Origin of the sequence: Paractinoplanes atraurantiacus (assembly GCF_900215205.1) — a bacterium.
Taxonomy (GTDB): Bacteria; Actinomycetota; Actinomycetes; order Mycobacteriales; family Micromonosporaceae; genus Actinoplanes; species Actinoplanes atraurantiacus.
This window is the reverse complement of the sequence record NZ_OBDY01000026.1, coordinates 133060-157163: the sequence shown is the minus strand read 5'-3', so window position 1 is coordinate 157163 and position 24104 is coordinate 133060. Positions and strand designations below refer to the sequence as shown.

The 24104-nt window shown below is 70.2% G+C and carries 24 protein-coding genes and 1 pseudogene; 10 read left to right on the top strand and 15 right to left on the bottom strand.

Annotation, left to right across the window (positions count from 1 at the left end):
• Positions 1 to 213: pseudogene (locus CRP55_RS56375) on the bottom strand (helix-turn-helix domain-containing protein); the annotation flags it as partial.
• A 201-nt stretch (positions 214 to 414) separates the two neighbouring features.
• On the opposite strand from CRP55_RS56375, the gene CRP55_RS52480 reads away from it, so the two are divergent.
• Positions 415 to 732 carry a hypothetical protein gene (locus CRP55_RS52480; RefSeq protein ID WP_143235242.1) on the top strand — a complete coding sequence of 106 codons (318 nt, stop codon included), beginning with the start codon at positions 415 to 417 and terminating at the stop codon, positions 730 to 732.
• A 221-nt stretch (positions 733 to 953) separates the two neighbouring features.
• Here the strand turns inward: CRP55_RS52480 and CRP55_RS39595 are convergent, their stop codons facing one another.
• On the bottom strand, positions 954 to 1556 hold the full coding sequence (locus tag CRP55_RS39595) for a phosphatase PAP2 family protein (RefSeq protein WP_097327138.1): 603 nt from the start codon (positions 1554 to 1556) through the stop codon (positions 954 to 956).
• A gap of 117 nt (positions 1557 to 1673) precedes the next feature.
• Here CRP55_RS39595 and CRP55_RS39590 point away from each other — a divergent pair, with 117 nt between their 5' ends.
• From CRP55_RS39590 to CRP55_RS39580, 3 genes are read left to right on the top strand one after another with little or no spacing between them, the layout of a single operon-like run.
• Positions 1674 to 2180, top strand: coding sequence for a monooxygenase family protein (locus CRP55_RS39590; protein ID WP_097327119.1), 507 nt, complete (start codon positions 1674 to 1676; stop codon positions 2178 to 2180).
• Positions 2181 to 2224: 44 nt separating this feature from the next.
• Positions 2225 to 2932: an alpha/beta hydrolase gene (locus tag CRP55_RS39585; protein ID WP_097327118.1), complete on the top strand. Its 708-nt coding sequence runs from the start codon at positions 2225 to 2227 to the stop codon at positions 2930 to 2932.
• Positions 2929 to 3141 carry a 2TM domain-containing protein gene (locus CRP55_RS39580; RefSeq protein ID WP_097327117.1) on the top strand — a complete coding sequence of 71 codons (213 nt, stop codon included), beginning with the start codon at positions 2929 to 2931 and terminating at the stop codon, positions 3139 to 3141. The genes CRP55_RS39585 and CRP55_RS39580 overlap by 4 nt, the downstream gene beginning before the upstream one ends.
• Here CRP55_RS39580 and CRP55_RS39575 read toward each other — a convergent pair.
• Genes CRP55_RS39575 through CRP55_RS39565 form a run of 3 tightly spaced genes read right to left on the bottom strand, consistent with a single transcriptional unit; the run spans position 3089 to position 8776 of the window.
• Entirely contained in the window at positions 3089 to 4450 is a 1362-nt protein-coding gene (locus tag CRP55_RS39575; protein WP_097327116.1) for an MFS transporter, read from the bottom strand. The genes CRP55_RS39580 and CRP55_RS39575 overlap by 53 nt on opposite strands.
• On the bottom strand, positions 4447 to 5616 hold the full coding sequence (locus CRP55_RS39570; RefSeq protein WP_097327115.1) for an aminotransferase-like domain-containing protein: 1170 nt from the start codon (positions 5614 to 5616) through the stop codon (positions 4447 to 4449). The genes CRP55_RS39575 and CRP55_RS39570 overlap by 4 nt, the downstream gene beginning before the upstream one ends.
• 31 nt (positions 5617 to 5647) lie before the next feature.
• Positions 5648 to 8776 (bottom strand): ATP-binding protein, encoded by a 3129-nt coding sequence (locus CRP55_RS39565; protein ID WP_245923661.1) that lies wholly within the window; start codon positions 8774 to 8776, stop codon positions 5648 to 5650.
• Positions 8777 to 8799: 23 nt separating this feature from the next.
• On the opposite strand from CRP55_RS39565, the gene CRP55_RS39560 reads away from it, so the two are divergent.
• Positions 8800 to 11334: a 2Fe-2S iron-sulfur cluster-binding protein gene (locus tag CRP55_RS39560; RefSeq protein WP_097327113.1), complete on the top strand. Its 2535-nt coding sequence runs from the start codon at positions 8800 to 8802 to the stop codon at positions 11332 to 11334.
• 8 nt (positions 11335 to 11342) lie between these two features.
• Positions 11343 to 12119 (top strand): alpha/beta fold hydrolase, encoded by a 777-nt coding sequence (locus CRP55_RS39555; protein WP_097327112.1) that lies wholly within the window; start codon positions 11343 to 11345, stop codon positions 12117 to 12119.
• A 144-nt stretch (positions 12120 to 12263) separates the two neighbouring features.
• On the opposite strand, the gene CRP55_RS56370 is transcribed toward CRP55_RS39555, so the two are convergent.
• The 4 genes from CRP55_RS56370 to CRP55_RS52470 all read right to left on the bottom strand — a co-directional run bounded on the left by CRP55_RS56370 (position 12264) and on the right by CRP55_RS52470 (position 14438).
• The gene (locus CRP55_RS56370; protein WP_143235249.1) at positions 12264 to 12413 is read right to left on the bottom strand and encodes a GNAT family N-acetyltransferase; all 150 of its coding nucleotides are present in this window, start codon (positions 12411 to 12413) and stop codon (positions 12264 to 12266) included.
• Between the two features lie 12 nt (positions 12414 to 12425).
• Complete coding sequence (locus CRP55_RS39550; RefSeq protein ID WP_097327111.1) at positions 12426 to 12617, bottom strand: hypothetical protein; 192 nt, start codon at positions 12615 to 12617, stop codon at positions 12426 to 12428.
• Between the two features lie 167 nt (positions 12618 to 12784).
• Entirely contained in the window at positions 12785 to 14008 is a 1224-nt protein-coding gene (locus CRP55_RS39545) for an MFS transporter (protein WP_097327110.1), read from the bottom strand.
• Positions 14009 to 14048: 40 nt separating this feature from the next.
• The gene (locus CRP55_RS52470; RefSeq protein WP_143235240.1) at positions 14049 to 14438 is read right to left on the bottom strand and encodes a hypothetical protein; all 390 of its coding nucleotides are present in this window, start codon (positions 14436 to 14438) and stop codon (positions 14049 to 14051) included.
• 248 nt (positions 14439 to 14686) lie between these two features.
• Here CRP55_RS52470 and CRP55_RS39540 point away from each other — a divergent pair, with 248 nt between their 5' ends.
• Positions 14687 to 15976, top strand: a complete 1290-nt coding sequence (locus CRP55_RS39540; protein WP_097327137.1) for a serine hydrolase domain-containing protein — start codon at positions 14687 to 14689, stop codon at positions 15974 to 15976.
• On the opposite strand, the gene CRP55_RS39535 is transcribed toward CRP55_RS39540, so the two are convergent.
• Complete coding sequence (locus CRP55_RS39535; protein WP_097327109.1) at positions 15973 to 17181, bottom strand: pectate lyase; 1209 nt, start codon at positions 17179 to 17181, stop codon at positions 15973 to 15975. The two genes, CRP55_RS39540 and CRP55_RS39535, sit on opposite strands and share 4 nt — an antisense overlap.
• Positions 17182 to 17313: 132 nt before the next feature.
• Between CRP55_RS39535 and CRP55_RS39530 the strand changes: the two genes are divergently transcribed.
• Positions 17314 to 18051: a GNAT family N-acetyltransferase gene (locus tag CRP55_RS39530; protein WP_097327108.1), complete on the top strand. Its 738-nt coding sequence runs from the start codon at positions 17314 to 17316 to the stop codon at positions 18049 to 18051.
• Here the strand turns inward: CRP55_RS39530 and CRP55_RS39525 are convergent.
• Positions 18036 to 18908, bottom strand: a complete 873-nt coding sequence (locus tag CRP55_RS39525) for a hypothetical protein (RefSeq protein WP_143235239.1) — start codon at positions 18906 to 18908, stop codon at positions 18036 to 18038. The genes CRP55_RS39530 and CRP55_RS39525 overlap by 16 nt on opposite strands.
• Before the next feature lie 144 nt (positions 18909 to 19052).
• On the opposite strand from CRP55_RS39525, the gene CRP55_RS55875 reads away from it, so the two are divergent.
• A complete protein-coding gene (locus CRP55_RS55875) occupies positions 19053 to 19187 on the top strand; it encodes a hypothetical protein (protein ID WP_281260845.1) in 135 nt (44 codons plus the stop codon).
• A gap of 459 nt (positions 19188 to 19646) precedes the next feature.
• Here CRP55_RS55875 and CRP55_RS53540 read toward each other — a convergent pair whose 3' ends face one another.
• Positions 19647 to 19970 (bottom strand): hypothetical protein, encoded by a 324-nt coding sequence (locus CRP55_RS53540; protein WP_179855525.1) that lies wholly within the window; start codon positions 19968 to 19970, stop codon positions 19647 to 19649.
• Positions 19971 to 20633: 663 nt separating this feature from the next.
• Between CRP55_RS53540 and CRP55_RS39510 the strand changes: the two genes are divergently transcribed.
• Complete coding sequence (locus CRP55_RS39510; RefSeq protein ID WP_097327104.1) at positions 20634 to 21509, top strand: helix-turn-helix domain-containing protein; 876 nt, start codon at positions 20634 to 20636, stop codon at positions 21507 to 21509.
• A 9-nt stretch (positions 21510 to 21518) separates the two neighbouring features.
• On the opposite strand, the gene CRP55_RS39505 is transcribed toward CRP55_RS39510, so the two are convergent.
• From CRP55_RS39505 to CRP55_RS39495, 3 genes are all read right to left on the bottom strand, one after another.
• Positions 21519 to 21725, bottom strand: coding sequence for a DUF397 domain-containing protein (locus CRP55_RS39505; protein ID WP_097327103.1), 207 nt, complete (start codon positions 21723 to 21725; stop codon positions 21519 to 21521).
• Between the two features lie 294 nt (positions 21726 to 22019).
• Complete coding sequence (locus tag CRP55_RS39500) at positions 22020 to 23123, bottom strand: ABC transporter ATP-binding protein (protein ID WP_179855524.1); 1104 nt, start codon at positions 23121 to 23123, stop codon at positions 22020 to 22022.
• Positions 23120 to 24100: an ABC transporter ATP-binding protein gene (locus CRP55_RS39495; RefSeq protein ID WP_097327135.1), complete on the bottom strand. Its 981-nt coding sequence runs from the start codon at positions 24098 to 24100 to the stop codon at positions 23120 to 23122. The genes CRP55_RS39500 and CRP55_RS39495 overlap by 4 nt, the downstream gene beginning before the upstream one ends.
• Between the last annotated feature and the right edge of the window lie 4 nt (positions 24101 to 24104).

Sequence of the window (24104 nt, the reverse complement as noted above, 5' to 3'; positions counted from 1 at the left end):
CGATTGACCCTCACGCAGCAGATCCGCGATCATCAGCCGTTCCTGCTCGGACAAGAACCGCGCCGCGACCGGTCCCGGCGTAGCGGTCAAAGGCGGATACGTATAAACCCGGCCGCCGGCATGAATGGTGTATCCATGACGCCACCGCCGACCCGTCGCCGGGGAGATACCGACCTCCCGACACGCCTGCCCGTTACTCCACCCTTGCCCCATCAGCCGAAGATAACGATCCTGACGAGCTGTCGTCGGCCGACGCCACTCCCGCTCCCCTGATGACTGACCCACCCTGACCCCAACCCGTCAGGTGTTGCAACCACCGCAAGAACCCAAGAAGTCTCGACCGGGCATATTCACCCTGGCGCGATTGCTGGCGTCACGATCCTGTGCCTCATCCCGTTCAGCCCCATACCCACTTTGGTTCTCATTCTCCGCATCAATCTCGGTCTTTTCGGATGCCGGGCGCGAGGGTTGGCCGGCTTTTTCAACACCGCTTACGACGACGGTGCGCGCGGATTCGGAGCTCTGGGGCGCAAGGCCGTCGTGGCGTTATTTTGGTTCCGGACCGGCAGGCTCGGGCTTTTGGTAGCAAACTATCCGACAGCTGGTGGCAATCGATGGCTCACGCGACTTTCTCCGGATGTCACCGATCTGGTCGCGCGCATATTACTGCTGCCCATCAGTAATCTCACATCAGGCGAATACTGCTTTATTTCGGGTTCCTTTTCTCGATGAGTGTTGTAATCGCACGGCAGGTGGTCAGGAAAATGCGACGCGAGCAGGCCTATTCGGTCGTCTCCAAGTAGGCGTCCTGTGTGGTCAGAGCGCCGACACTCCGCAGAAGCGGGGCTTCGCCGTCTTCGCTCCCGTGCATCCGGCGCGTGGCGCCCGGGCATGCGCGGCTCATAACAGCAGAGGAAGTCGGTCGCACCGGGCCGCGCCCTCGGCCTGCGCGGTTATGACAGCAGCGGGAAAAGGATGCCGGTCGCGGCGGCGCCGACGGCAGCGCCCGCGAGCACCTGGGCCAGGGTGTGCTCCTTCAGCCGGACCCGAGCCCAGCCGACCGCGACGACGAGAAGCCAGGCCGGCGTCACCGCGGGCCCGTAGATGACGGTCAGGGCGGCCACCGCGCCGGCCGCGACCAGCGCGTGCAGGGAGATGCCCCACCGCGCGAAGACGGTGACCGGCACGGCGACGAGCAGGGCGGCCACCATCGAGGCGATGAGGGCGAGCAGCTCCCGCGGCGCCCCGGCCAGGGCGAGGGCGGCGGTGCCGAGCGCGGTCGAGAGCAGGATGACCAGCAGCGGCACGCGACGCTGGGAGTGCACCACGACGTGCTTGTCGCTGAGCTTCCCCTTCCGCACGCCGCGCAGGATGTAGAGCACCGGCAGCACGCTCGCCGCGGCCGTCGCGACGAGCCCGTAGGCCACCGCCTGGAGCGCGGTGTCCGACGAGTGCCACGCCACCAGCAGGAGCAGGCCGGCGACCAGAACTCCCGGCGTGAACACCTCGGTGATCCACCGGGCCACGGTTGTCTTCTCGAGCGATGTGCTGGACATGTCGGACTCCGGTGACGATGCGGCGAAGTCGCGAGCATAGACGCGGCGGACCGTCCAGTGCATGGTCAGTCATGGGGGCCACCGTGGCGGGAAATCTCTTCGAGAGGAGGCCTGGCGATGGCGACCCGCGTGAATCGGCAGACCGTTGATCTGTCGTCCTATCCTGACCTGACCGTTGTTTATCTGGGGATGCGCGTCAACCGGCTCTACGGTCTGCGGACGTTGATGGGCTACGGCCCGCAGATCGGAAAGTCGGCCGACGCCCGGCCCGCGGGGCTGCTGCGGCATGAGCCGTTGCTGTGGTCGCTGTTCCCGATGCATGTGGGGATCCGGCAGTACTGGCGTGATCTGCCCTCGCTGCTGGCGTGGGCGCGCTCCGAACCGCATCGTCTCTGGTGGCGGAACTTCCTGCGGGACAGCGGCGGCACCGGCTTCTGGCACGAGACGTACCTGATCCGCGGCGGCATGGAGGCGGTGTACGACGACATCCCGCAGAAGCGGGGGTTCGCCGCCTTCGCTCCTGTGCATCCGGCGCGCGGCGCCATGTTCGGCTCGGCGGCCCGGGTCGGGCGGCCCCACGAGGACACCGCACCGGTCGTGGCCGAGGATGATTTGTACGGCTGAGCGCGTTCAGTCGCCGTTCAGTGCCCGGCCCTAACTTCCGGCCCATGACTACTGACAATCCAACAGTTGTACTGGTGCACGGCGCCTTCGCCGACAGCAGCGGCTTCCAGGCGATCGTCCGGCGGCTGGCCGGCGACGGCTATCCGGTGGTCGCCGCGGCGAACCCGCTGCGAGGGCTGACGTCGGACGCGGCCGCGCTCGCGGCCCTGCTGGCGTCCATCGACGGGCCGATCGTGCTCGTCGGTCACTCGTACGGCGGGGCCGTGATCTCGACCGCGGCGACCGGCAACACGCAGGTGAAAGCGCTCGTCTATCTCGCCGCGTTCGTGCCTGAGGCCGGCGAGAGCGCGCAGTCGCTGGTGGGGAAGTTCCCCGGCAGCACGATCGACAAGTCGCTCAAGCCGGTGCCGCTGGGCGGCGGGCAGGTCGACCTGTACATCGACCCGCGGGTGTTCCACCCGAACTTCGCGGCCGACCTTCCGGCCGAGGACGCCGCGCTCTTCGCGATCACCCAGCGGCCGGCCGCCGGGGCGGCGCTGGGCGAGCCGGCCTCGGCCCCGCAGGCCTGGCACACCATCCCCAGCTACAACCTGATCAGCGGCTCCGACAAGATCATCCCGGCTGCGGCGCAGGAGTTCATGGCCGAGCGGTCGGGCGCCACGACCCAGCTGGTCGTGGGCGCCTCCCACATGGTTTTCGTCTCGCATCCGGACACGACCGTCGCCCTCATCGAGAAGGCCGCCCGGTCATGACGGGGCAGAGCGACACCGCCATCCGATGGGGCCTGTGGTCCCACATCATCTGGTACGTCCTGGCCAACGTCGGCCAGGTCTTCATCTGGTATTACGCCACGCCGGACAAGTTCTTCTGGCCGCTGTGGTCCATCGTGGGCTGGGGGATCGGCCTGGTCATTCACATCTGGGCGGCCCAGCGGACGTTGCGTCTGCACGCGGCGCGCTGACCGCCTGGGCGCGGGCGCTCCGATCCAGGGTGTACCGCCGTTGCAGCAGGATCGCGACGGTCATGAGCGCGGCCGGTACGAGCGTGAAGCCGTACCGGACCGCGTCCAGGGCGGCGGGGGACTGCGCGACCTCCTCGCCGGCGCCGCTCGCCACGAAGCCGCCCGCGGCCAGCAGGGCCGAGAAGAGGTACGGCCCGACCGCGCCGCCGGTGGCCTCGGCGGTGGTCCACACGCCGGTGTAGCTGCCCGCGCTGGCCGCGCCGCCGGGGCCGGCCGCGGCGATCACGTCGGGCACCATCGACAGGGGCATCAGCTGCATCGCGGCGAAGGCGACACCCAGCACCACCACGGCCCCGATGACCACCGGCAGGCCGGCCGCGGCGCCGAAGGCCAGCACCAGCGAGCCGGCCACGAAGGCGGCCTGCGCGGCGAGCAGGCCGCGTTGTTTGCCGAAGCGGCGGGCCACCAGCACCCACAGCGGTGTGGTGAGCACCGCCGGCGCCATGAACGCGCCGATCAGCAGCGAGGTGGCGCCGGCCCGGCCCAGCTCGTATTTCGCGAAGTACGGCATCGCGGCCAGCACCAGGTTCATCGTGACCGCCACGGTCAGATAGGACGCGGTCAGCGCCCGGAAATGCCGGTCCCGCAACGCCACCAGCAACCCGCCGCGGTGACCGGGCACGGCCGGGTGGCCCGGCGCGGCCCGGTTGAGGCGGGTGACGCCGCCGATGCCGGCCAGCATCGCCGCCAGCATGACCGCCCCGAACACCAGCGACATCCCGGCGTAGTCGACGGCGCCCGCCAGCAGCGGCGCGAGAACACCGGCGACCAGCACTCCCACCGTGATCACCACGTTGCGGTAGCCCATCAGGCGGGTCCGGTCGTGATAGCTGATGCCGAGGTCGGCCGGTGTGGCCAGATAGGAGACCTGGTAGCAGGCGTAGAGCAGGTTGCCGGCGACGAGCACCACGCCGACCCAGATCGCGGCGGGGGTGCCGCGCAGGCCGGACGGCACCGCGAACAGCGCCACGAAGGCGACCACCACCAGGCAGCCGGCGGCCATCAGGCGCAGCCGGTGGCCGGTGCGGGCGCGGTCGGTGTCGGAGAGCCGGCCGACCCATGGGTGCAGGACGACGTCGATGATGTTCGGCAGGAGCAGCGTCAGGCCGGCGGCGAGCGGCGGCACGGCCAGCACGTCGGTCAGGAAGTAGAGCAGGAAGATGCCGGGCACGGTGACCCAGATGCCCATGCCGATGGAGCCGGCGGCGAACGGCACCAGGGCCCGCAACGGCAGGCGGGAAACGGTCATCTCCAGGCCACCGCCAGTCGTCGTACGGCCTCGCGAAGTTCCGCCGGAGTGCGGTCGCTGTAGGAGAAACGCAGATGTCGCGCGGCCGAACGCTGGTCGGTGCCGGCCGCGAAGTATTCGCCCTGCTGGTAGACGACCCCGTTGGCCGCCGCCTCACGGAACAGCTCGGCCGGGTCGAGGCCGTCGCCGGCGAGCCGGGGCCAGAGGAAGAGCCCGCCCTCGGGCGCCTGGATGTCGAAGAAGCCCGGCAGGTGCTCGTGCAGCGCGCCGACCAGCGCGCCGGCCCGTTCCCGGTACAGCGCGGTGGCGTCGCGGACGACCTGGTCGTACAGGCCGGCGGTGACGAAGCGCTCGACGATCGCCTGGGTCACCGAGGAGGTGTGCACGTCCAGGCGGTTGCGCAGCCGGATGACCGGCTCCACGAGATGCTCGGGCAGCACCATCCAGCCCACCCGCCAGCCCGGCCCGAGGGTCTTGGTGAAGGTGTTGACGTGGATCGCCCGATCCGAGGAGTTGAAGGCCGCAACATCAAGATCTTCACCGGCGAAACGCAGTTCCCGGTACGGGTTGTCGACGATCACAGAGAAGCCGTACCGCTCCGCGAGCTCGACCAGGGCCCGCCGTTTCTCCGCGGAGAGGCTGACCTGGGCCGGGTTGTGGAAGTCGGCAACCGTGTAGGCGGCGGCGATCCGGTCGCCGGCCCGGAGCCGCGCGGCGAGGTGCTCGACGTCGAAGCCGTCGGCCACGACCGGCACCGGCAGGATTCGCGTCGTCGCGACCTCCAGCGCCCACAGAAAACCGGGAAAGACCGGGTCGTCCACGGCGACCGTGGCGCCGCGCTCGACGACGGTCAGCACGGCCAGGGTGAGACCGTGCATGCCGCCGTTGGTCACCACGACCCGGCCCGGGTCGACGCCCTCGCGCCGCGCGATCCACTCCCGCAGCGCCGGAAATCCGTGCGCCGGCGAGTATTGCAGGGCGGCCGCCACGGCCTGCGGGTCCTGCCACAGCTCGGCGGACACCCGGGCGACCGCCTCCGCCGGCAAGGCTTCGAGCGCGGGAACGCCGCCCAGCAGCCGGATCGCCCCGGGCGGCGGCGCGAAACTGGCCTGGACGAAGCCCTTCGGCGCGTTCAGCCCCAGCGAAAGGGTACTCAGTTCGATCATGCGCCGGCCCTCGCGTTGATGTCGAAATCGGTCACGCGTCGGCCTCCAGCTCGTCGAGGAAACGTTCGGCGCGCCGGGCGAACAGAAAGGATTCGCTCGCGGCGGCACGCGACCGGGCCAGCTCGGCGGCGGCCCGGACCGCGGCCACCGGTTCACCACGCGCCCGCGACAGGCGAGCCCGGAGCAGCAGGAGGAGGCCCTCGGCGTAGCGCTGACCGTGATCCCACACGGCCTGGCCGGCCCGGTCGAGCGCACGGGCCGCCTCATCCGGCCGACCGGCGGCCAGCCACATCTCGGCGATCAGCCCGTACTGATAGGCGATGCCCCACTGCGGCGGATCGAGCAGGCTCGCCGTGAGGAGTCTTTCGGCGTCCTCAGCGGCGGCGACCGGAGAGTCCCCGGTGAGGGCGCGCGCCCAGCACCAGTACTGCTGGATGTAGTGCTCCAGCTGCGATCCGAGCCGGTCGAGCCCGGCCGCGAACCACCGCTCCCCGGCGGCGCGGGCCCGGGCCGGGTCACCGTCCATCGAAGCGATCATGGCCGTGTAGTAGACCCACACCGAGGCCGCGTACGGATCGTTCGGTGTGTCCCAGGTGTCGACGTACGCGAGCGCCGCCGCCACGTCACCGTGCAGCGCCGTCATCACCGCCCGCCACCCCGGCCCCTCACCGGGAATGCGGCCGTCCCGGCGCATCGGCGTCGTCACCTCGGGACCGGCCGGATCCTCACCGGTCAGGATCCGGTACGCCTCGCCGACGTTGCCGATGTCCCACTGGTGCAGGCCCCACGTGCTGCGCCCGTAGCGCCGCACGGCCGGATCGGACGACGCCTCGGCCAGCTCGTGCATCCGCTCGGCCAGCGTCCCCCGGTTCTCCTCCAGCGCCGTGAAGGCGCCCATCACCCGGATGAAGAGGAAGTCGGCCGCCTCCGCGTCCCGGTCCAGGGCCCGCGCCAGATATTCGGCCCGGTCCAGCAGGTCGAACATGGACGCGTCGTAGTCGGCGTGGCGCCGGACGACGATGGCGAGCAGGGTGAGGGCGGACAGCTCCAGCTCCATCAGCCCGGCGGCCCGGGTGATCTGCACGGCGGACCGCAGCTGCCGGTTGGCCGACTCGAACGCCAGCTTGTACGCCGCCCGGCGCCCGGCCCGGATCAGCGCCCCGGCCGTGCGGTCCGGCTCGGCCAGCGGGCCGGCGCTCCACAGGTGAAAGGCGAAGCGCTCGGCCACGTCCTCGTCGCCGGAGTGGATCCGTTCGAGCGCGTCCGCGACCGCCAGGTGCAGCCCGATGATCTCCTGCCGGGTCGTCGTCTCGGACACCGACTCGCGGACCAGGTCGTGCGCGAAGCGCAGCGCGGACGGGTCCTCGGGCCCCGGGTCGAGCAATCCGAGCGCCTGCAACGGTTCCAGGCTGCGCAGGCAGTCCGCGATGCCCACCCCGGCCGCACTCGACAGCAGCCGCAGGTCGACGTCGCGGCCGATGACCGCGGCCACGTGCAGCAGCTGCCGGGCGCGGTCGTCGAGCCCGGCCATGCGGTCCCGGACGACATCGCGGACGGTGGCCGGTACTGACACCGCACCGCCGGATTCGCTGAGGAGCCGGGAGACCTCACGGACGAAGAACGGATTTCCGGCCGTACGGTCGTGGATGGCCCGGGCCACGTCCGCACCGGGATCGTGGCCCGACTCGTTGCGCACGAGGGCGGTCACGTCGCTGAGGCCGAGCGGGCCGAGCCGGATCCGGCGGTGACCGGGCCGCCGGCCGGCCGCGGCCAGCACCTGGGCGAGGTCGAGGGCGACCACGGGCGCCCGGTTGCGCAGCGCGCCGATGATCGCCGCGCCGGCCGGCAGCCGGCCGGCCAGGTGGCCGAACAGCCGGAGCGAGGCGGCGTCGGCCCACTGGAGGTCGTCGAGGATCAGCAGCGCCGGCCGGTGCTCCGCGGCCTGGCCGACCAGCTCGGCCACCTGCTCGAAGAGCCGGAACTGGGCGTTGCCGTCGGGCAGCGCCCGGGCCCGGTCGGTGCCGGGGCCGAGGAGCAGGCCGAGCTCCCCGGCCAGCCACTTCTCCCGGGCCGGGGCGGGCAGGTCACCGACGATCGCGCCGAGCGCCTGCTCCCACGGCCACATCGCCGGCGTGCCGTCACCCTCCAGACAGGAACCCCAGACCACGAGCGCACCGTGCCCGGCGGCCAGCGCGGCCGCCTCCTGGAGGAGACGGGTCTTCCCGGCTCCCGGCTCGCCCTCGACGATGGTGATGGCCGTGGCGCCCGCGGCGGCGCTGTCCACGGCCTGCCGCAGCACGGCCAGCTCGTCGGCGCGCCCGACCAGGCCCGCGGTGGGTGGCGGGATCGGGGGCACGTCGACCGGGGATGTGGACTGCGCCAGGACCCGCTGCTGGGCTTCGACCAGCGCCGTGCCCGGGTCGACGCCGAGCTCGTCGGCGAGGCGCTCGCGGACCGCGCGGTAGGCGGCCAGCGCCTCGGCCTGGCGCCCGGCGGCGCCCAGGGTGCGGATGAGGGCGGCCTGCACGGGCTCGTGGAACGGGGCCATCGACGCCGCCAGGTGGAGCGCGGTGAGCACCCGCCCGGGCCGGCCCAGCGTGACGGCCAGCTCGCCCGCGGCCGCGCAGGCTTCGTAGAACTCGTTGTCGAGGGCGGCGAAGACGGTGGCCGAGCCGGTCCGGCCGGAGACGCCGCCGCCGGCCGGGCCGTGCCAGAGGGCGAGCGCCTCGGCGTAGTGGTCGAGCGCGGCCGGCTCCGAGGCCTCGGCCCGGGCGGCGTCGACGAGCCGGCGGAAGGCGGCGAGGTCGAGCACGCCGGGGTCGGCCACGAACAGGTAGGCGTTGCCGCGGCGGTGCAGGAACGTGCCGTTCTCGCGGGCCGGCACGGTGGGCTCCAGCAGGCGCCGCAACGCGCCGACGTACTTCTGAATGACGTTGAGAGCGCTGGCCGGCACCTCGTCGCCCCAGAGCAGGTCGATCAGCTCGCTCGTGCCCACCGGGCGGCCGGCCTGGGCCAGCAGCAGGGCCAGCAGATGGGCCTGCTGCGGAGGGCCGGCGTCCAGTTCGGCGCCGTCGCGCCACACACGCAACGGACCGAGAAGTTGCAGCCACAGCACAGCTGCGGAATCTACCTGACGTACGTGCCATTCAGTTTTCGTCAAGTCCCGCATTTTTAGCTTCGCCCATGACGGAAGAGCAATACGACGTCGTCGTCATCGGATCGGGCGTCGGCGGGCTGGCCGCGGCCCGGGCGATCGCGCAGTTCGGCGGCGAACGGGTGCTGATCCTGGAGCAGCACTACATGGCCGGGGGAATGACGCACGAATTCTCCCGGGAGGGCCGATTCCTGTTCGGCACCGGTTTGCACTACATGAGCGCTGACGCCGGCCCGTTCCTGGACTTTCTCACCGACGGGCGGGTGCAACTGACCCCCCTTCCCGACGAGTACGACGTGCTCCACTTTCCGGACTTCGACTTCGGCGTCCCGGCGTCGGGGGAGCGGTTCCGCGCTCACCTCAAATCGGAGTTTCCGGGCGAGGCCGAAGCGATCGACCGTTTCTTCCGTACGATGCGCCGGGCCCTGACCGGGCTGATCACCCGGAACCTGTTCTCGTCGTTCCCGGCGCCGGTACGGGCGATCGGGTACCCGGTCATCCGGCGGCTGTTCCCGGCGACGTACCGCACGCTGTGGGAGCAGGTGTGCCACGATTTCACCGATCCGCGGCTGCGCGCGGTCGTCGCCGCGCGCTGGGGCCTCTACGGGCAGCCGCCCACGTCGAGCGCGTTCGGCTATCACGCCTCGGTGCCGCTGACCTTCTTCCTCGAGGGCACCTCGCATCCGGTCGGCGGGCCGAAGGAGATCGGCGACATCGCCCTGGAGGGCCTCGTCCGGCACGGCGTCGAGGTGCGCCTCAATCAGGACGTACGGCGTATCGCCGTCGAGCGGGGCCGGGTGTCCGGTGTGGACGTCGTCGAACGCGCCACCGGCCGCCGTTACCGGGTGCGGACGAGGACGGTCGTCTCGGCGGGCGGGGTGCGCAACACGTACGCCCTGCTCGCCTCGCATTCCCGGCCCGAATGGAACCGGGAGCTGGAGGGACTGTCCGGCGAGCCGTCGGCACTGATGCTGTTCCTCGGGCTCGACCGGTCGCCGGCCGAGTTCGGCCCCCGCGGCGAGAACCACTGGTTCATGCCCGGCCTGGACGAGCACGACGGCACGCTGTACGTCTCGTTCGCGTCCCTGAACAACCCGGCCGCCCGCTTCCACACCATCGAGGTGCTGGAGCTCGTCGACCCGGCAATCGTCGACGAGTGGCGCGGCACGACCGAGACGAACCGGCCCGAGAGCTACCACGCGTTCAAGGCGGAGGTGACACGCCGGCTGATCGACCGGCTCGACCGCCAATGGCCGGGGATCAAGGACGCCATTGTGTACGCCGAATTGGCCACCCCATTGACGTACGAGACCTATCAGCACAGTGTCCGCGGCTCGTTCTACGGCCTGCCGGCCACGCCGGCCCGGCTGCGGTCGGGGCTGGCCGGATGCCGTACCCCCATCAAAGGTCTTGTCGTGGCCGGGCAGGACGCCTGGGGCCCGGGAGTGAACGCGGCCCTGGCCGGCGGCATCATGGCCGCCAACGCGGTGCTGAAGCCGTCGCAGCTCTCCACGATGTGGCGCACGATCCAGAGTGCGAAGCCGGCGCGAACGGGGCCATGGCGCGGATTCCTGCGGGTGGCGGGCGTCGAGGAGCTGACTTCGTCCGTACGGAAGATCCGGCTCGAACCGCTCGGCGGCGGCGCCCTGCCGTTCACGTTCGAGGCCGGCCAGTACCTGAAGGTCGACCTCCCGGTGGGAATGGAGCCGATCGAGCGGTCCTACTCGATCGCCAGCGGACCCGGCACCACCGCCTACCTGGAGATCGGGGTGAAGAAGGAGCCGAACGGCCTCGGATCGACGTTCCTGCACGACGACCTGACCGGCGGGCTGGCGCTGCGCGTGTCCGGACCGCACGGCGAGTTCACCTGGGCCGACCGGGACGGCCCGCTGCTGCTGATCGCCGGCGGCATCGGAATCACCCCGCTGATCAGCGTGCTGATCGCGGCCGCCGACGACTGTCACACCGGACCGATCACCCTGCTGCTGGGTGCCCGGAGCAAGGCCGAGGTGCCGTTCGAGCGGGAGCTGAAGGAGTTGGCGGCCCGGCTGCCCGGCCTGCGCACGGAGCTGTACCTCACCGAGACCGGCGGCCGCGGCCGCATCGACATCGAAGCGCTGCGGCCCCACGTCGCCGGCGTGGCCCGCGTCCACCTGTGCGGGCCGGCGCCGATGATGCGGGACCTGCTGGGCGCGCTGGCCGACCTCGGCGTGCCCCGTGACCGCGTACACACCGAAGCCTTTGTCTCCGACCGCAGCCGCAAGACCCGCCAGGAACGGGCGCACGCCGTCGCGCTCGCGGCCGGAGCGCCGGCCTACACGATCCGGACGGCCGGCACCTCGTTCCCCTGCCGCCCCGGCCAGACCCTGCTCGCCGCGGCCAACGCCGCCGCCGTCCCGATCCCGCAGGACTGCGACGAAGGCATCTGCGGCACCTGCCGGGTCCGGATCGTCTCCGGCACCTACGAGACCGACGACCGCGGCATGTTCTCGGCCGCGGAGCTCGACCAGGGCTGGCGGCTCGCCTGCCAGACCCTGCCCACCGCAGACCTGACGATCACCTGAGGAGAATCATGCTGAAATCCCTGTTGACGGCCGCCGTCGTCGCCGCGTCGAGCCTGTTCCCGGTGTCCGGCGCCGCCCCCAAACCGACGGTCGTGCTGGTGCACGGCGCGTTCGCCGACAGCAGCAGGTTCACCGCGGTGACCCGGCGCCTGCTCGCGGACGGCTATCCCGTGGTCGCCGCGGCGACCCCGCTGCGCGGGCTTTCCTCCGACGCGGCGCAGGTGAAGGCGCTGCTGGCGAGCATCGACGGGCCGATCGTGCTGGTCGGCCACTCGTACGGCGGCGCGGTGATCTCCCGTGCGGCCACCGGCGACCCGGACGTGAAGGCGCTGGTCTACCTGGCCGCCTTCGTGCCGGAGGCCGGCGAGTCGGCCGAGGCGCTGGCCAACCGTTTCCCCGGCAGCACGGTCGGCCAGTCGCTGAAGCCGGTGCCGCTGCCCGGCGGCCAGGCCGACCTCTACATCAACCCGGCGCTCTACCACGCCAACTTCGCGGCCGACGTGCCCGCCCGCGACGCCGCGGTCTACGCCATCACCCAGCGCCCGGCCACCGGCGCCGCGCTGGGCGAGCCCGCCGCCGGCACCCCGGCCTGGCACACCATCGCGTCCTACAACCTGATAGCCGGCGCCGACCGCATCATCCCGCCCGCCGCCCAGCGCTTCATGGCCGACCGCTCACACGCGAAGACCCAGACCGTCCGGGGCGCCTCCCACCTGGTGTTCGTCTCACACCCCGGCACAACCGCGGCCTTCATCGAAAAGGCGGCCCGCGAGACAGCCCGCTGATGTCAACAGCGCGCCGGCGCGGCCTCCACCGAGGAGACCGCGCCGGCGCCCTCGGCGGCCACGTCGGCAGGGCACCTGAGACCGACCGCCTCGATCACTGTTCCAGGTGTCGCATGGCGCGGAGCCCGGCCGGGTGTCTACAAGTCATGCACATAGAGCCGCAGCGTCGCCGGGGTCGACTCGGATGGCGGCGCGTCTGCCGATCCGGTTCTCGCGAATGTGTTCGAGAATGAGGCGTACGGCTTCACCTGCGACTCCGCGCCCGCGGGCCCACGGGTGGACGGCGTAGCTGATCCGGCGAGGCGGTTATCGAGGCACACGCGGAAGCCTCGCTTGCCGCGCCGTGCGCGAGCGTTGGGGGCGGAGCTTGGTGAAGTGGGCGGCCGTCGTCTCGGCGGTGCTGGTGGCGCCGTTCAGCCATCGAACGGTGAGCTCGTCCTCACCGGCGTTGTGCGCCTCGATGTCCTTGTCTGTCAGAGCTCGTAGAGTGATCCTCACTCGAGGACCATAGGGAGCCGCCGGCAGTGCACGCCAGCGATGGTTGAAGCCCTTCGTGGCATCAGGCCTGGAGAACGCGTTCACGGAGCAGGTCGAAGCCGGCTCGGCCGAGCATCCGCCGCTTCAGGGCAGGCTCAGCCCCGCGGTCACGGTGCCCAGCGCGGCGTTCACGCCGTTGACGATCTCGCGACGGTGGTCAGGTAGAGGGCCAGCCCCGCGGTGGTCAGCAGCAAGCCGGCCCATACCGTGGAGAGGGTGCCCCAGCCGGCGCCGAGCGTGATGGCGCCGCCGATCGCGCCCAGCGAGTTGGCCAGGTTCAGGGCGGCCAGGTTGAGGGCGCCCATCAAGGTCGGCGCGTCCGGGGCGAAACCGGTGAGCCGCACCTGGATGGCCGGGATGGCGTACATCATCGTGGCCCCGACGCCGAACAGGCAGGGCAGCAGGACCGTCAGGGTGCTTCCGGCGACGCCGATCACCACGAGCAGCACGAGCACGGCGCCGTAACCCAGGATCAAGGCCCGGTCCGGGTGGCGGTCGGCGGTGCGGCCGCCCAGGTAGTTGCCGGCGGCCATGCCCAGGCCGAAGACGGCCAGCGCGATCGGGATCAGCGACGCGTCGCGGCGTACGGCGTCGGTGATGAACGGGCCGATGAAGGTGTACACGGCGAAGATGCTGGAGATGCCGAGCGACGCCACCGCCACCATGAGCCAGACGTTCCCGCGGCGCAGCGCGCCGAGCTCACCGGCGATCGAGCCGCCGTGCAGGGCTTCGGTGCGGGGCAGCCAGGCCACCAGGGCCACCCCGGCCACCAGCCCGAGGCCGGCCACGGTCCAGTACATGGCCCGCCAGCCGGCCTGCTGGCCGATGAAGGTGCCCAGCGGGGACCCGACGATGGTGGCGACGGTGAGCCCGCCCATCACGGTGGCGAAGGCCTTGCCGCCGCGCCCCGGCCCGTACACGTAGGCGGCCACGACGGCGCCGGCGCCGAAGAACGCGCCCTGCACGCTGCCGGCGACGAACCGGAAGGCGACGAGCAGTTCGACGGTCGGCGCGACCGCGGACAGCCCGTTCCCGAGCAGGAACAGCACGACCAGGCCCAGCAGCAGGGTGCGCCGGTTGACCCGGGCGGCCAGCAGGGTGATGGCGGGCGAGCCGATCATCACCCCGAACGCGTACGCGGTGATGGCGTATGTCGCCACCGGGATCGACACGCCGAGGTCGGCCGAGAACAGCTGGATGATGCCGTTGCTGCCGAACTCGCCGGTGCCGATGGCGAAGGTGCCCAGCGCGAGCGCGAACAGCGTCAGCCGGGGATGGCGGATGGGTGTCGTGGCCGCGCCGTGCCGGCTCTCCTCGGCCACGCATTGACTTTCGTAAGCTTGTTGATGCATGAGCCGGATCCTGGGGGTGGCGCCTTGACGCGTCCTTTATTTACAAACGCCGATGAATACCGCGTCTGAGTCCGCGCCGAAACCAGGCCGCTGAGCGAACAGGTGAGCCGCGGAACGAAGCGCCGCGGCGCGCGCCCGCGCCAAAGCCGCGCGGATGGACCTCGACGCGCAGAAGCACTCCGATCTGGCCGCGCAGGCCCGCCTGTTCGCCGAAGAGGCCCAGGCGAGGATCAACACGCTGCGGCCTGGGACGGCGGGCGAAGCGCAGCCCCGCAAGGTCTCGCCCGGCAGCACGCCATAGGCGGCGCGGCGCGGCCGGCGTGATGCTGTGGAACCGGAGCTCGGCCGCGTGCATGCCGGTCATGTCCTCGGCCACCCTGGTCACCCGGTCGCTGGGCAGCCGCACGGTGGTCACGTCGAAGCGGTGCATGGCGAACGTGATCGCCGTCGTGGATCGGCGCGAACCGTGAGCTGTTGTCGGCGTACATCTGCCGAATGAAGTCGGTGATCTCGGCGTCGTCGGCGGAGGCGAACGACGACCGTCGCACGAGGCCGGACATGTGACGTCCCCCGGCAGGCACATTACGCAGCCGGGACCTGATAAACGAAGCGGTGACGTCTGTCAAGACGGGCGATCACCGATTGCCCTCCCGGTGGGGCCTTGGCATGATCTCGGCCATGTCGTTGAGCCGCCGCCATGTCCTGGGTGCTGGAGCCGCCGCGCTCACCGCCGCCGTCGCCGGGTGCGGGCGGGACAAGAACGACTGGGTCAAAGGACAGGACAGCGGTGGTGCGGGTGGGGGAGTCGCCGCCGCGGCGGCCGCACCCGCGTATGTCGCGCCGCTCACGGCCGTACTCAACAAGTATTTGAAGCCGACGCCGGCCAACCCGAAGCATCCGACCTACGCCGGGGCGACGCTGGTCGTGATGGTGAACAACTCGACCACGGCGACCATCGCCGTCGGGCACGCGCTGCGCTACGGCGCCGGGCCGGTCGAGCTTCCTGCGGCCAAGCGCGTCGCCATGCGGGCCGACTCCATCTACGACCTGGCCTCGCTGACCAAGGTGTACGTGGCGATCGCCCTGCTCCAGCAGGTCGACAAGGGCAAGGTCGATCTGAACGCGCCGGTCAGCCGCTACCTGCCCGGATTCACCGGGACGAACAAGGCCAAGGTGACCGTACGGATGCTGCTCGCGCACACGAGCGGGCTGCCCGTCGGCGTCACCGGCGTGAAAGGGCTGACCCCCGCCGCCCAGCGGGCCAAGGTGCTGGCCACGCCGCTGGTCAGCGGGGCCGTGCCGGGTAAGACGTTCCGCTATTCGAGCGCCGGGCTGATGGTGGCCGGCCAGATCGTCGAGAAGGTCACCGGCACCACCCTCGACGTGGCCGTCAAGAACGGCATCACCACGCCGATGGGCCTGCGCTCCATGGGCTTCAACCCGCGCAAGTGGCTGTCCGCGGCCGAGCAGGCGGCGCGGCTGGTCGCGACCGACGCCCGTACGTCTCGTGGTCTGCTCCGCGGTGTCGTGCACGACGACATCGCGGCCCAGATGGGCGGGGTGATCGGCAGCGCCGGGTTGTTCGGCACCGCTCGCGACGTCGCCCTGACCGGTCAGATGCTGCTGGCCGGTGGCGTCTACGGCGGCAAGCGCCTGCTGTCGGCGGCCATCGTCAAGCAGATGCTCACCAACCAGAACGCCGGCCTGCCCGCGGTCGACCCGGAGCGGCCGGGCCGCCCGTCCGACCACGGTCTCGGGGTGGTCCTGCGCCAGCCGTGGTTCATGGGCTCGCTGTCGTCGCCGGCGACGTTCGGCCACACCGGATTCACCGGCACCTCGCTGCTGGTCGACCCGCGGCGCAAGCTGGTCGTGTCGCTGATGACCAACCGCGCCCACCCGAACTGGAGCTGGGCGAACCCCGACCCGATGCGGGCCGAGGTCGCCACAACGCTCGCGAGGTATGTCTAGCCGTACGTGATGTCGCTGCGGTTGACCTTGCAGTTGGCGTCGTTCCAGCCCTCGCCGAGGTATTTCGGCTCGCTGCCCTTGGCCACGCCCTGGTATTTGCCGCAGACCGTGGCGCTGGAGCTGTTGCGCAGGGTGACGCGGGTGATGGTGGCCGTGTCGCCCCAGTTGCTGTTGATGCCGGCGACCATGTCGATGTCGTTCAGCAGCACGTTGTCGATCTTGACGTGGCGCTGGTACGAGCTGGAGCAGTTGCCGCAGGCGCGGTAGAGCTTGCCCGAGCCGCTCAGGTAGAAGCCGGAGATGCTCACCGTGCCGTTGCCGTTGTGCTGGAACGTCTTGTCGCTGCCGGACCGCGCGCCGCCGCCGATGACGTAACTGGTGCCGCCGCCGGTGCCCTTGAAGGTGGCCGCGTCCTCGCCGATGTCGTTCCACCACACGTTGCGGATGGTGCAGGTGCCCTCGCAGTGCACGCCGTCGCCGGCCGGGGAGCCGATGATGACGTTCTGCAGCGTGCCCCCGTTGGCGATCTTGAACATCGGGTCCTGGGACTCGCTCTGCGAGCCGTCACCGATGCAGCAGTACGTCTTCATGCCGCCGTCGAAGGTGCCGGAGACGTTGACCGTGCCCGAGATGCTGACCGAGCCGGCCGAGGACGGCCAGGAACCGGTCGGCGTGCCGGGGTTGCTGGGCGGCGTGGTCGGCGGGGTGGTGGTGGGCGGGGTGGTCGGTGTCGTGCCGCCGCCACTGCCGTACGTCTCGAACTCGGCGATCCGCGGCGCGCCGGACGCGCTGGTGATGTCGAGGGTCAGCTTCTTCAGCGACGTCGAGGCGAACGAGATTGTCCCCGGGGTGCCGCTGCCGCTGGTCAGGACGGCCCCGGTGTCGGCGTTGAGCACCCGCCAGGCGCTGATCGTGCCGCCGCCCGAGGCGTGCCGGATGACGGCCGAGGAGACGGTCGTGGCGCTGCCCCACTTGACCGAGACGTAACCGGTCGAGCCGTTCGGCGACCAGTAGGTGCCGGTGTTGCCGTCCTTGACGTTGCCGTAGCTGGTGCCGCTGGCCTTGCTGGAGCCGTCGGCGCCGGCGCCCAGGCTCAGGTTGTCGGCGGCCGCGGCCGGTGAGGCGGCCAGCGTCACCATGATGCCGGCGGCCGTGATCGCGGTGGCGCCGACGGCCGTACACCGTAGCGCGACTGATCGTTTCATTCCTGTCTCATCTCCATCGTCGACTGGGTGCCGTCGCGCCACCTCCCACGATAGGAAAGCGCTTACCTGTGGACGATAGATAGCGGTCGATGCCGAAACAAGGAGTTGCAGGATTTGCATTAACCTGCGCTCATGGACATCTCCGAGCTGGCCCTGCGGGCGGAGGTGGCGTGGTTGCGCGGCTTGGCCGCCGCCGGCTTCGCTCAGGTCAGGGCCGGGGACGGCTTCGCGGTGGCGACGGGCCTGGACTCCAACTCGGACAACGGCGCCGTCGGCTCTCCCGGTGAGCTGGACGTCCTGCTCGACTGGCTGCGCGAGAGGTCCGTGCCCGCCTCGGTGCTCGTCACCGGGCCCCCGGATCCGGACGTGACCGCCCGGCTGATCGACCGCGGACTCGTACCCGAGCGCACCGGGACCAACATGGGCCGCCGGCTGAGCCGGACCGAGGAGCCACCCTCGGGGCAGTGGCAGATCAGTGAAGCGAACGACCTCGACGAGCTTCGCCGGAACCAGCGGGTGTACGCCGAGGACGGCTGGTGGGACGAGGCCGGCGAACTCGACCGGCGCGTGCAGATCGCGGCCCGCCTCGGCCGGCACTGGACCGCCCACCACCAGGGCGCCGCGGTCGGGGCCGCCACGTCATTCCACTTCGACGACGCGGTGCTGCTGGTCCAGTGTTGCGTCGCCGCAGGCTGGCGCCGCCGCGGGATCGGGACCGCGCTCACCCGGGTCAGGCTCGCGGCCGCGGCCGCCCAGGGCGCCGTCCAAGCCGTCGTCTTCCCCACGCAGGACGGCTACCACCTGCATCGCTCCCTCGGATTCGAGGTGGCGCCGGTCCACCCGGACCGCTGCTTCTACCTGACCGCCTGACCCCGGGGCCAGAAGCAGAGGGCGAGGATGGCCAGGATCGGGATCACGGACAGCAGGGCCAGGGGCTCGGCACCCCAAATGACGAAGCCGCCCCAATAGACCGACGGGCCTGTGCCGTTGCGGTGGGTGTTGGCGAGCAGGGAGCCGGTCGAGGTCGGGATGTTGCCCAGGCCGGCCGGGGCCAGCAACAGCAGCGTGGCCACGCAGAGCCACGAGTACGCCCGCTGCCGGCGCGGCCCGTAGCGGCGTATCCGCTTCGCGGTGAACAACCCGAGCAGCGCGCCCGACAGGGCGCCGGCCAGGCCGCCGATGACGGTGTCGCGGACGTGGCCGGGCGGCTCGGCCCACATCAGCTCGAGTCGCAGGCCCGGAGGGTCGTAGGCGCCCGAGGGGATCTGCACGGCGGCGAGATGTCCGTCCCGGGTGCCGGTCACCTCGGCGGTCGCCGCCGACCCCGTGACGCTGACATCGTGCCAGCCGTGCGCGCGCATCTGTTGCTGCACGGCGGCCGCGACGTCGGTGTCCGGCGGCACCGTGCCGGTCACGCCGGCCCGGCCGGCGCGGACGCCGGTGCCGCCGAACAGGGTGTTCTTGCTGTACGGGTTCCAGAACGTGCTGCGACCGTAGTACTCCACCCGTTCCTCGAACGGGCCGGGCAGAACCGTGCGGGCCAGGCTGATCGCCGTGGCCTCGCCGGGCGTCTTCGAGGGCACGGCGCGCCAGGCCAGCCAGGACCCGAGGGCCAGACCGCTGAGCCCGCCCAGCACGGCGGCGATGACCGCGACGGCGATCGCCCGGCGCCCGAGCACGGCAACGCGCGGGCCAGGGGCCGGGCGGGGTAGAAGGGCGGCTGTCATGTGAGTCCCCTCAGCGATCGGAGGCGCTGAGACAGGTTAACCGACTCAGGCTGGTCAATGTGGACGTCCGGTGAGGCGCGCACGTGGGGCAACAACGGCGGGGACGGCGGCCGACGCGACCCGATCCGGCCGCGGGGCCGGGACGTGCTCGAGACCGAGAAGGAGTGGCGCGAGCGCTGGGTCGGCCAGGGAGCCAAGGTGATCACCCGCCGAAGCTGGGCCGCTGGCCCCTTCGTGCCGGCCGATCTCCGCATCGGTGAAGCTGATCAGGTGATCTGAAGCAAGCTGCCGTGGCGGCATTCGGCACGATGGAGGGAAACAGAGGGCAACGCATGGCTGTTCAGCGCCAACGCTAGTTAAATCAACGGTGCGGAGGGGGTGGTGCAGTGGTGAAAGATAGGGCAGCGCCGCTCTCGCGCGTCGGCCTGGCAGGACCCATGGGAGCGCCTGCCTCTTCGAGCTCGGCGGCGCCCAAGCCGCTTCGCGTGTCACGGCGGCACCCAGGCCGTAAGTCAGGCGAGTCCCTGCAGCACTTTGCGGTCCTGCTGGCGGGTCTGATGACCTCCTCGATCCTCGCGGCCACTTCTCTTATGTCTTTCGCGTTCTTGGCACAGAGACTCTTCGCCGAAGAGGCTCGCGTCTTCCTGATCGCGTTCATCAGCGTTGGAGCGATGGTTACCACGTGTATCGGGAGCTGGGCGAGCCAGCCTGCGGTGACCCGGCTCGTTACCCGCCGGCTCAGCTCCCGCTGACGTCATCAGGAGATGGGCCAGCGGCATCTGAGTCGCTCCTTGACACTCCTGCTGTCGCGTTCGATCGAGGAGCTGCAGCGTCCTTCATCGTGCGTCGGGCGAAGACTGTGCCGCCGGAGGCGGCAATGACAACGGCGATCGTCGTCATTCCCGGCCACGACCCTATCGACATCATTTTGATGAGGACCACCACAGCTCCGGTCACTACAACACCTGCGATCAACAAGAACGATGCCGTGTAGACGAGGACGATCGTTACGTGTTCGCGCAGCGACGTGGCACGACCCGCTGCCCGCTCGACGAAGTCCAACAAGGCGAGGAGCCACGCCGGGCCGCGGTCCGGTGAGGGCGACGGGCCCGCCACGGGCGGCAGTGCCAGCAATGGAGGCCAGGAAGGCGGCTTCGCCGCCCGGTCGCCGACAAGTGAGCAAACCGGGGCCTCAGGTTTCCGCTCGCTCGCGCTGCCGAGCGGTAACCCTGCGTCTTGAACGTAAATCGCGGAAGTTGGAATGCCCCTTTTGCGCCACGGCGCGAACCAGTAACGGCGGCCGGAAGCTACACGCGGAGATCCCGATGTGGCGGATAAGGACTGGTCTCCCTGAGCCGCCGTCTCTCGGTTCGGTGGTGGCGTCCTACGCACGCTGACTCCGGTTCTTCGAAGCTGGACACCTCGAAACTCGCCCCATGAGCGGGTAAGACACGGACACGACGGCCCGAGTTGCGGGTGCCCATACCGAAAGACGGGTAGTCTCCGATGGGTGGTCGCAGTCGGGATACGCCCACTTGCTAGTGACAGGTAGCTAGTAGCAATATTACTCCCTGTCGTACCGGTATGGCTTGCGTCAAACATGTGCTACGAGCGCTTTGATATCCACTATGTGCTACTACCTACCTGCAACCCGCCACGCTGGTCACGGCTTCCGCCGCGCGGTCAGCCGAATGATCAGCACCCAAACCCAGGAGATCGCCGACTATGGAGCAGTATCTCGATCCCACTGTGCAGCGACGTCGCTTGAGGATCGAGCTTCGCCGGGCGCGATCAGAAAGGGGTCTGACCCAGCGAGAGGTCGCTGATGATCTCGGCTGGTCACCTTCGAAGCTGCTGAGGATAGAAAACGGACAGGTCGGCGTTCAGCAAACAGACCTGCGAGCCCTGCTCGACCACTACCAAGTAAGTGATCCCGAACTGGTCAAGTCCCTCACAGACATGGCGCGAGCTAGCCGACAGCAAGGCTGGAGTCAATACCGAGACGTGCTCGGCCGAGAGTTCAGGGCCTACCTGAGCTACGAGGAATCCGCCTCGCTACTACGTCAGAGCGAGCCCCTCGTCGTTCCCGGGCTTCTCCAAACGGAGGAGTACGCCCGCGCCGTTAACGAGGCGTACGCATCTACCGAGACCACTGACCGCGACATCGAGCGCCAAGTTGAAGCGCGGATGCTGCGGCAGGCAATCTTAGAACGCGACAGCCCACCGGAGATGTTCTTCATCCTGGACGAGGCCGTCGTCCGCAGATGGGTGGGCGCGAAGCCCCGAGACGGCAAGATCATGGCTCGCCAACTGAAGCGACTTCAGGAATTGAACGAGCGTCCCGGGATCAGCATACAGATCATGCCGTTCACCCAAGGCTTCCACTTCGGCATGCGGCTCGGCTTCACGATGCTGGAGTTCGCTGACCCGGAGGACGACGAGTTGCTGTTCCTTGACAACCGGGCCGCGAGCGTCTCGCCTCGCGAGGACGAGAACGTCATCGCCGAGTATAAGGAGGAGTTCTACCGGATGGAGGAACTCGCTTTGGGGCGGTCGGCAACAGCCGACTTCCTCGGTTCGATCATCGCAGAGATGAGCTGAGGGGAAGCGTCACGCGACACCTTCGCTATCCTTGGTGATCCACTCAATGAAGGAGCGCCATTCGGCCGCAGAGAAGATCAGCACGGGACTGTCCGGGGTTTTCGAGTCGCGGACTGCGACCCTGTCGCCAAGGAATGCCACTTCGACACATGCGTTGTTGCCGGTACTACGTGTGCTCTTGCGCCATACGACGTTGTCCCAGACCGCTTCCGTCACTGCATCTCCCCGCCCACGGAGGTTGCCATGCGACCTCGCCACGGCCTTCGACCACGACGTTGAGTTCGGCGGCGTAAGGGTCGACTGCGCAGGTCAGGTCGCCGGCCGAGCCAGCGGCATGCGGCAAGACAGTGGATCTTATATTGACATGCCTGATTCTGCCACGCTGCGGCTGCCTTGCGCCACCATGCCTGCACAGTGCGTCATGGTCAAGCGTGGCGATACGGGAGCCAGTGGGTCCAGTTGTACTGGGCGGCCTCCCCGGACAGGGGCAGGACCAGCAGCGGAGCCTGGCTACGGCGCCGGCACGTCGGTGCGGGTCGGGATCAGCTCGGGGCCCACGCCGGGGGCAGCGTCGGCGCCCGGGCGGACGATCTCGGCTCGGACCTCGTGGGGCTTCAGGGTGCCGGCCAGGATCTCCTCGGCGAAGTGGCAGGCCACGCGCTGGCCCGAGTCGTCGAAGACGCGCAGGTCCGGGCGTTCCGCGGCGCAGCGGGTCTGTGACCACGGGCAGCGGGTGCGGAAACGGCATCCGCTCGGCGGGTTGGCCGGGGACGGGAGGTCGCCGGCCAGCAGGATGCGCTCGCGCTGATCCTCCACGTACGGGTCGGGGATGGGCACGGCCGAGAGCAGGGCCCGGGTGTACGGGTGGAGCGGGCGGCCGTACAACTGGTCGCCGTCCGCCTCCTCGACCAGCGAGCCCAGGTACATCACGCCGATCGTGTCGGAGATGTGCCGGACCACGGCCAGGTCGTGGGCGATGACCAGGTAGGTCAGGCCGAGCGACTCCTGCAGGTCGCCGAGCAGGTTGACCACCTGGGCCTGGATCGACACGTCGAGGGCGGACACCGGCTCGTCGGCCACGATGAGCTCGGGGCCCAGCACCAGGGCGCGGGCGATGCCGATGCGCTGGCGCTGGCCGCCGGAGAACTCGTGCGGATATTTGTTCAGGGCCGACGCCGGCAGCCCGACGGAGTCGAGGGTGGACCTCAGCCTCGTCCGCATGGCGGCCTTGTCCTTGGCCAGACCGTGCGCCTTGAGGCCCTCGACGAGCAGCGACTCCACCGACTGGCGCGGGTCGAGGCTGGACATCGGGTCCTGGAAGACCATCTGCATGCGCCGGCGGAACCGGCGCATCTGCTCGCCCTCGAGCGCGCGGACATCCGTACCGTCGAAGGTGATTTTCCCGTTCGTCGGCTCGACGAGGCGGAGCAGGCCGCGGCCCAGCGTCGACTTGCCGCAGCCGGACTCGCCGACCAGGCCGTACGTCTCGCCCCGCTCGATCGTCAGGGAGACGCCGTCGACGGCGTAGACGTATCCGACCGTACGGTTGAGCAGCAGTCCGCTTTTGATCGGAAAGTGGACCTTGAGGTCGTCGATCTCGACCAGGGAGCTCACGCCGGCACCTCCTGCGGTACGGGGTTCGTGCAGCGCAGCGCGCCGCCGCGGAAGGCCGGCTCGAGCGGCACCGTCTCGCCGATGCAGGCGTCGATCACCCGGTCGCAGCGCGGTGCGAACGCGCAGCCCTCCGACCAGGGGATGTTGTCGTTCACCGAGCCCCTGATCTGGTGCAGCCGCCCGCCGCGCTCGACGTCGAGGCGAGGAACGGACTGCAGAAGACCATGGGTGTACGGGTGTCGCGGCGCCCCGAAGAGGTCGTGCCGGGCCGCCCGCTCGACCACCTTGCCCGCGTACAGCACGTTGACCGTGTCGCAGAGCCCGGCCACCACGCCCAGGTCGTGGGTGATCATGATCAGGGCCGTGCCGGAACCCTCGACCAACTCCTTGAGCAGGGTGAGGATCTGCGCCTGGATGGTCACGTCGAGGGCCGTGGTCGGCTCGTCGGCGATCAGCAGGCGCGGCTTGCAGGCGAGCGCGATGGCGATCAGCGCCCGCTGCCGCATGCCGCCGGAGAGCTGGTGCGGGAACTCCTTGAGCCGCCGCGTCGGGTCGGGGATGCCGACCGCGTCGAGCAGCTTCCGGGCCTCCCGCAGCGCCTCCTGCCGCTTCTTGCCCTGGTGACGTTCGAGCACCTCGGCCACCTGGAGTCCGAGAGGGATCACCGGGTTGAGCGAGGACAGCGGGTCCTGGAAGATCATGCCGATGTCGCGGCCGCGCCGGTCCCGCAGCTCCTGCGGGCGCAGCTTGAGCAGATCGGTGTCGTCGAACAGCACCTCGCCGGTGACCTTGTTGCCACGCCGGGGGAGCAGACCCATGATGGCCAGGCTGGTCACCGACTTGCCGCAGCCGGACTCGCCGACCAGGCCGACCGCCTGGCCCGGCTCGACCGTGAAGCTGACGCCGTCCACCGCGGTGAACGGCTTGTTGTCGCGCTGGAAGACCACCGAGAGGTCGCGCACGTCGAGCAGGGGCATGCCG

Coding starts and splice junctions, on each gene's coding strand:
- CRP55_RS39595 (WP_097327138.1), bottom strand. CDS start 1,556: ATGTCCAGCACATCGCTCGAGAAGACAACCGTGGCCCGGTGGATCACC.
- CRP55_RS39590 (WP_097327119.1), top strand. CDS start 1,674: ATGGCGACCCGCGTGAATCGGCAGACCGTTGATCTGTCGTCCTATCCT.
- CRP55_RS39585 (WP_097327118.1), top strand. CDS start 2,225: ATGACTACTGACAATCCAACAGTTGTACTGGTGCACGGCGCCTTCGCC.
- CRP55_RS39580 (WP_097327117.1), top strand. CDS start 2,929: ATGACGGGGCAGAGCGACACCGCCATCCGATGGGGCCTGTGGTCCCAC.
- CRP55_RS39575 (WP_097327116.1), bottom strand. CDS start 4,450: ATGACCGTTTCCCGCCTGCCGTTGCGGGCCCTGGTGCCGTTCGCCGCC.
- CRP55_RS39570 (WP_097327115.1), bottom strand. CDS start 5,616: ATGATCGAACTGAGTACCCTTTCGCTGGGGCTGAACGCGCCGAAGGGC.
- CRP55_RS39560 (WP_097327113.1), top strand. CDS start 8,800: ATGACGGAAGAGCAATACGACGTCGTCGTCATCGGATCGGGCGTCGGC.
- CRP55_RS39555 (WP_097327112.1), top strand. CDS start 11,343: ATGCTGAAATCCCTGTTGACGGCCGCCGTCGTCGCCGCGTCGAGCCTG.
- CRP55_RS39545 (WP_097327110.1), bottom strand. CDS start 14,008: ATGCATCAACAAGCTTACGAAAGTCAATGCGTGGCCGAGGAGAGCCGG.
- CRP55_RS52470 (WP_143235240.1), bottom strand. CDS start 14,438: ATGCACCGCTTCGACGTGACCACCGTGCGGCTGCCCAGCGACCGGGTG.
- CRP55_RS39540 (WP_097327137.1), top strand. CDS start 14,687: ATGTCGTTGAGCCGCCGCCATGTCCTGGGTGCTGGAGCCGCCGCGCTC.
- CRP55_RS39535 (WP_097327109.1), bottom strand. CDS start 17,181: ATGAAACGATCAGTCGCGCTACGGTGTACGGCCGTCGGCGCCACCGCG.
- CRP55_RS39530 (WP_097327108.1), top strand. CDS start 17,314: ATGGACATCTCCGAGCTGGCCCTGCGGGCGGAGGTGGCGTGGTTGCGC.
- CRP55_RS39525 (WP_143235239.1), bottom strand. CDS start 18,908: ATGACAGCCGCCCTTCTACCCCGCCCGGCCCCTGGCCCGCGCGTTGCC.
- CRP55_RS39510 (WP_097327104.1), top strand. CDS start 20,634: ATGGAGCAGTATCTCGATCCCACTGTGCAGCGACGTCGCTTGAGGATC.
- CRP55_RS39495 (WP_097327135.1), bottom strand. CDS start 24,100: ATGCCCCTGCTCGACGTGCGCGACCTCTCGGTGGTCTTCCAGCGCGAC.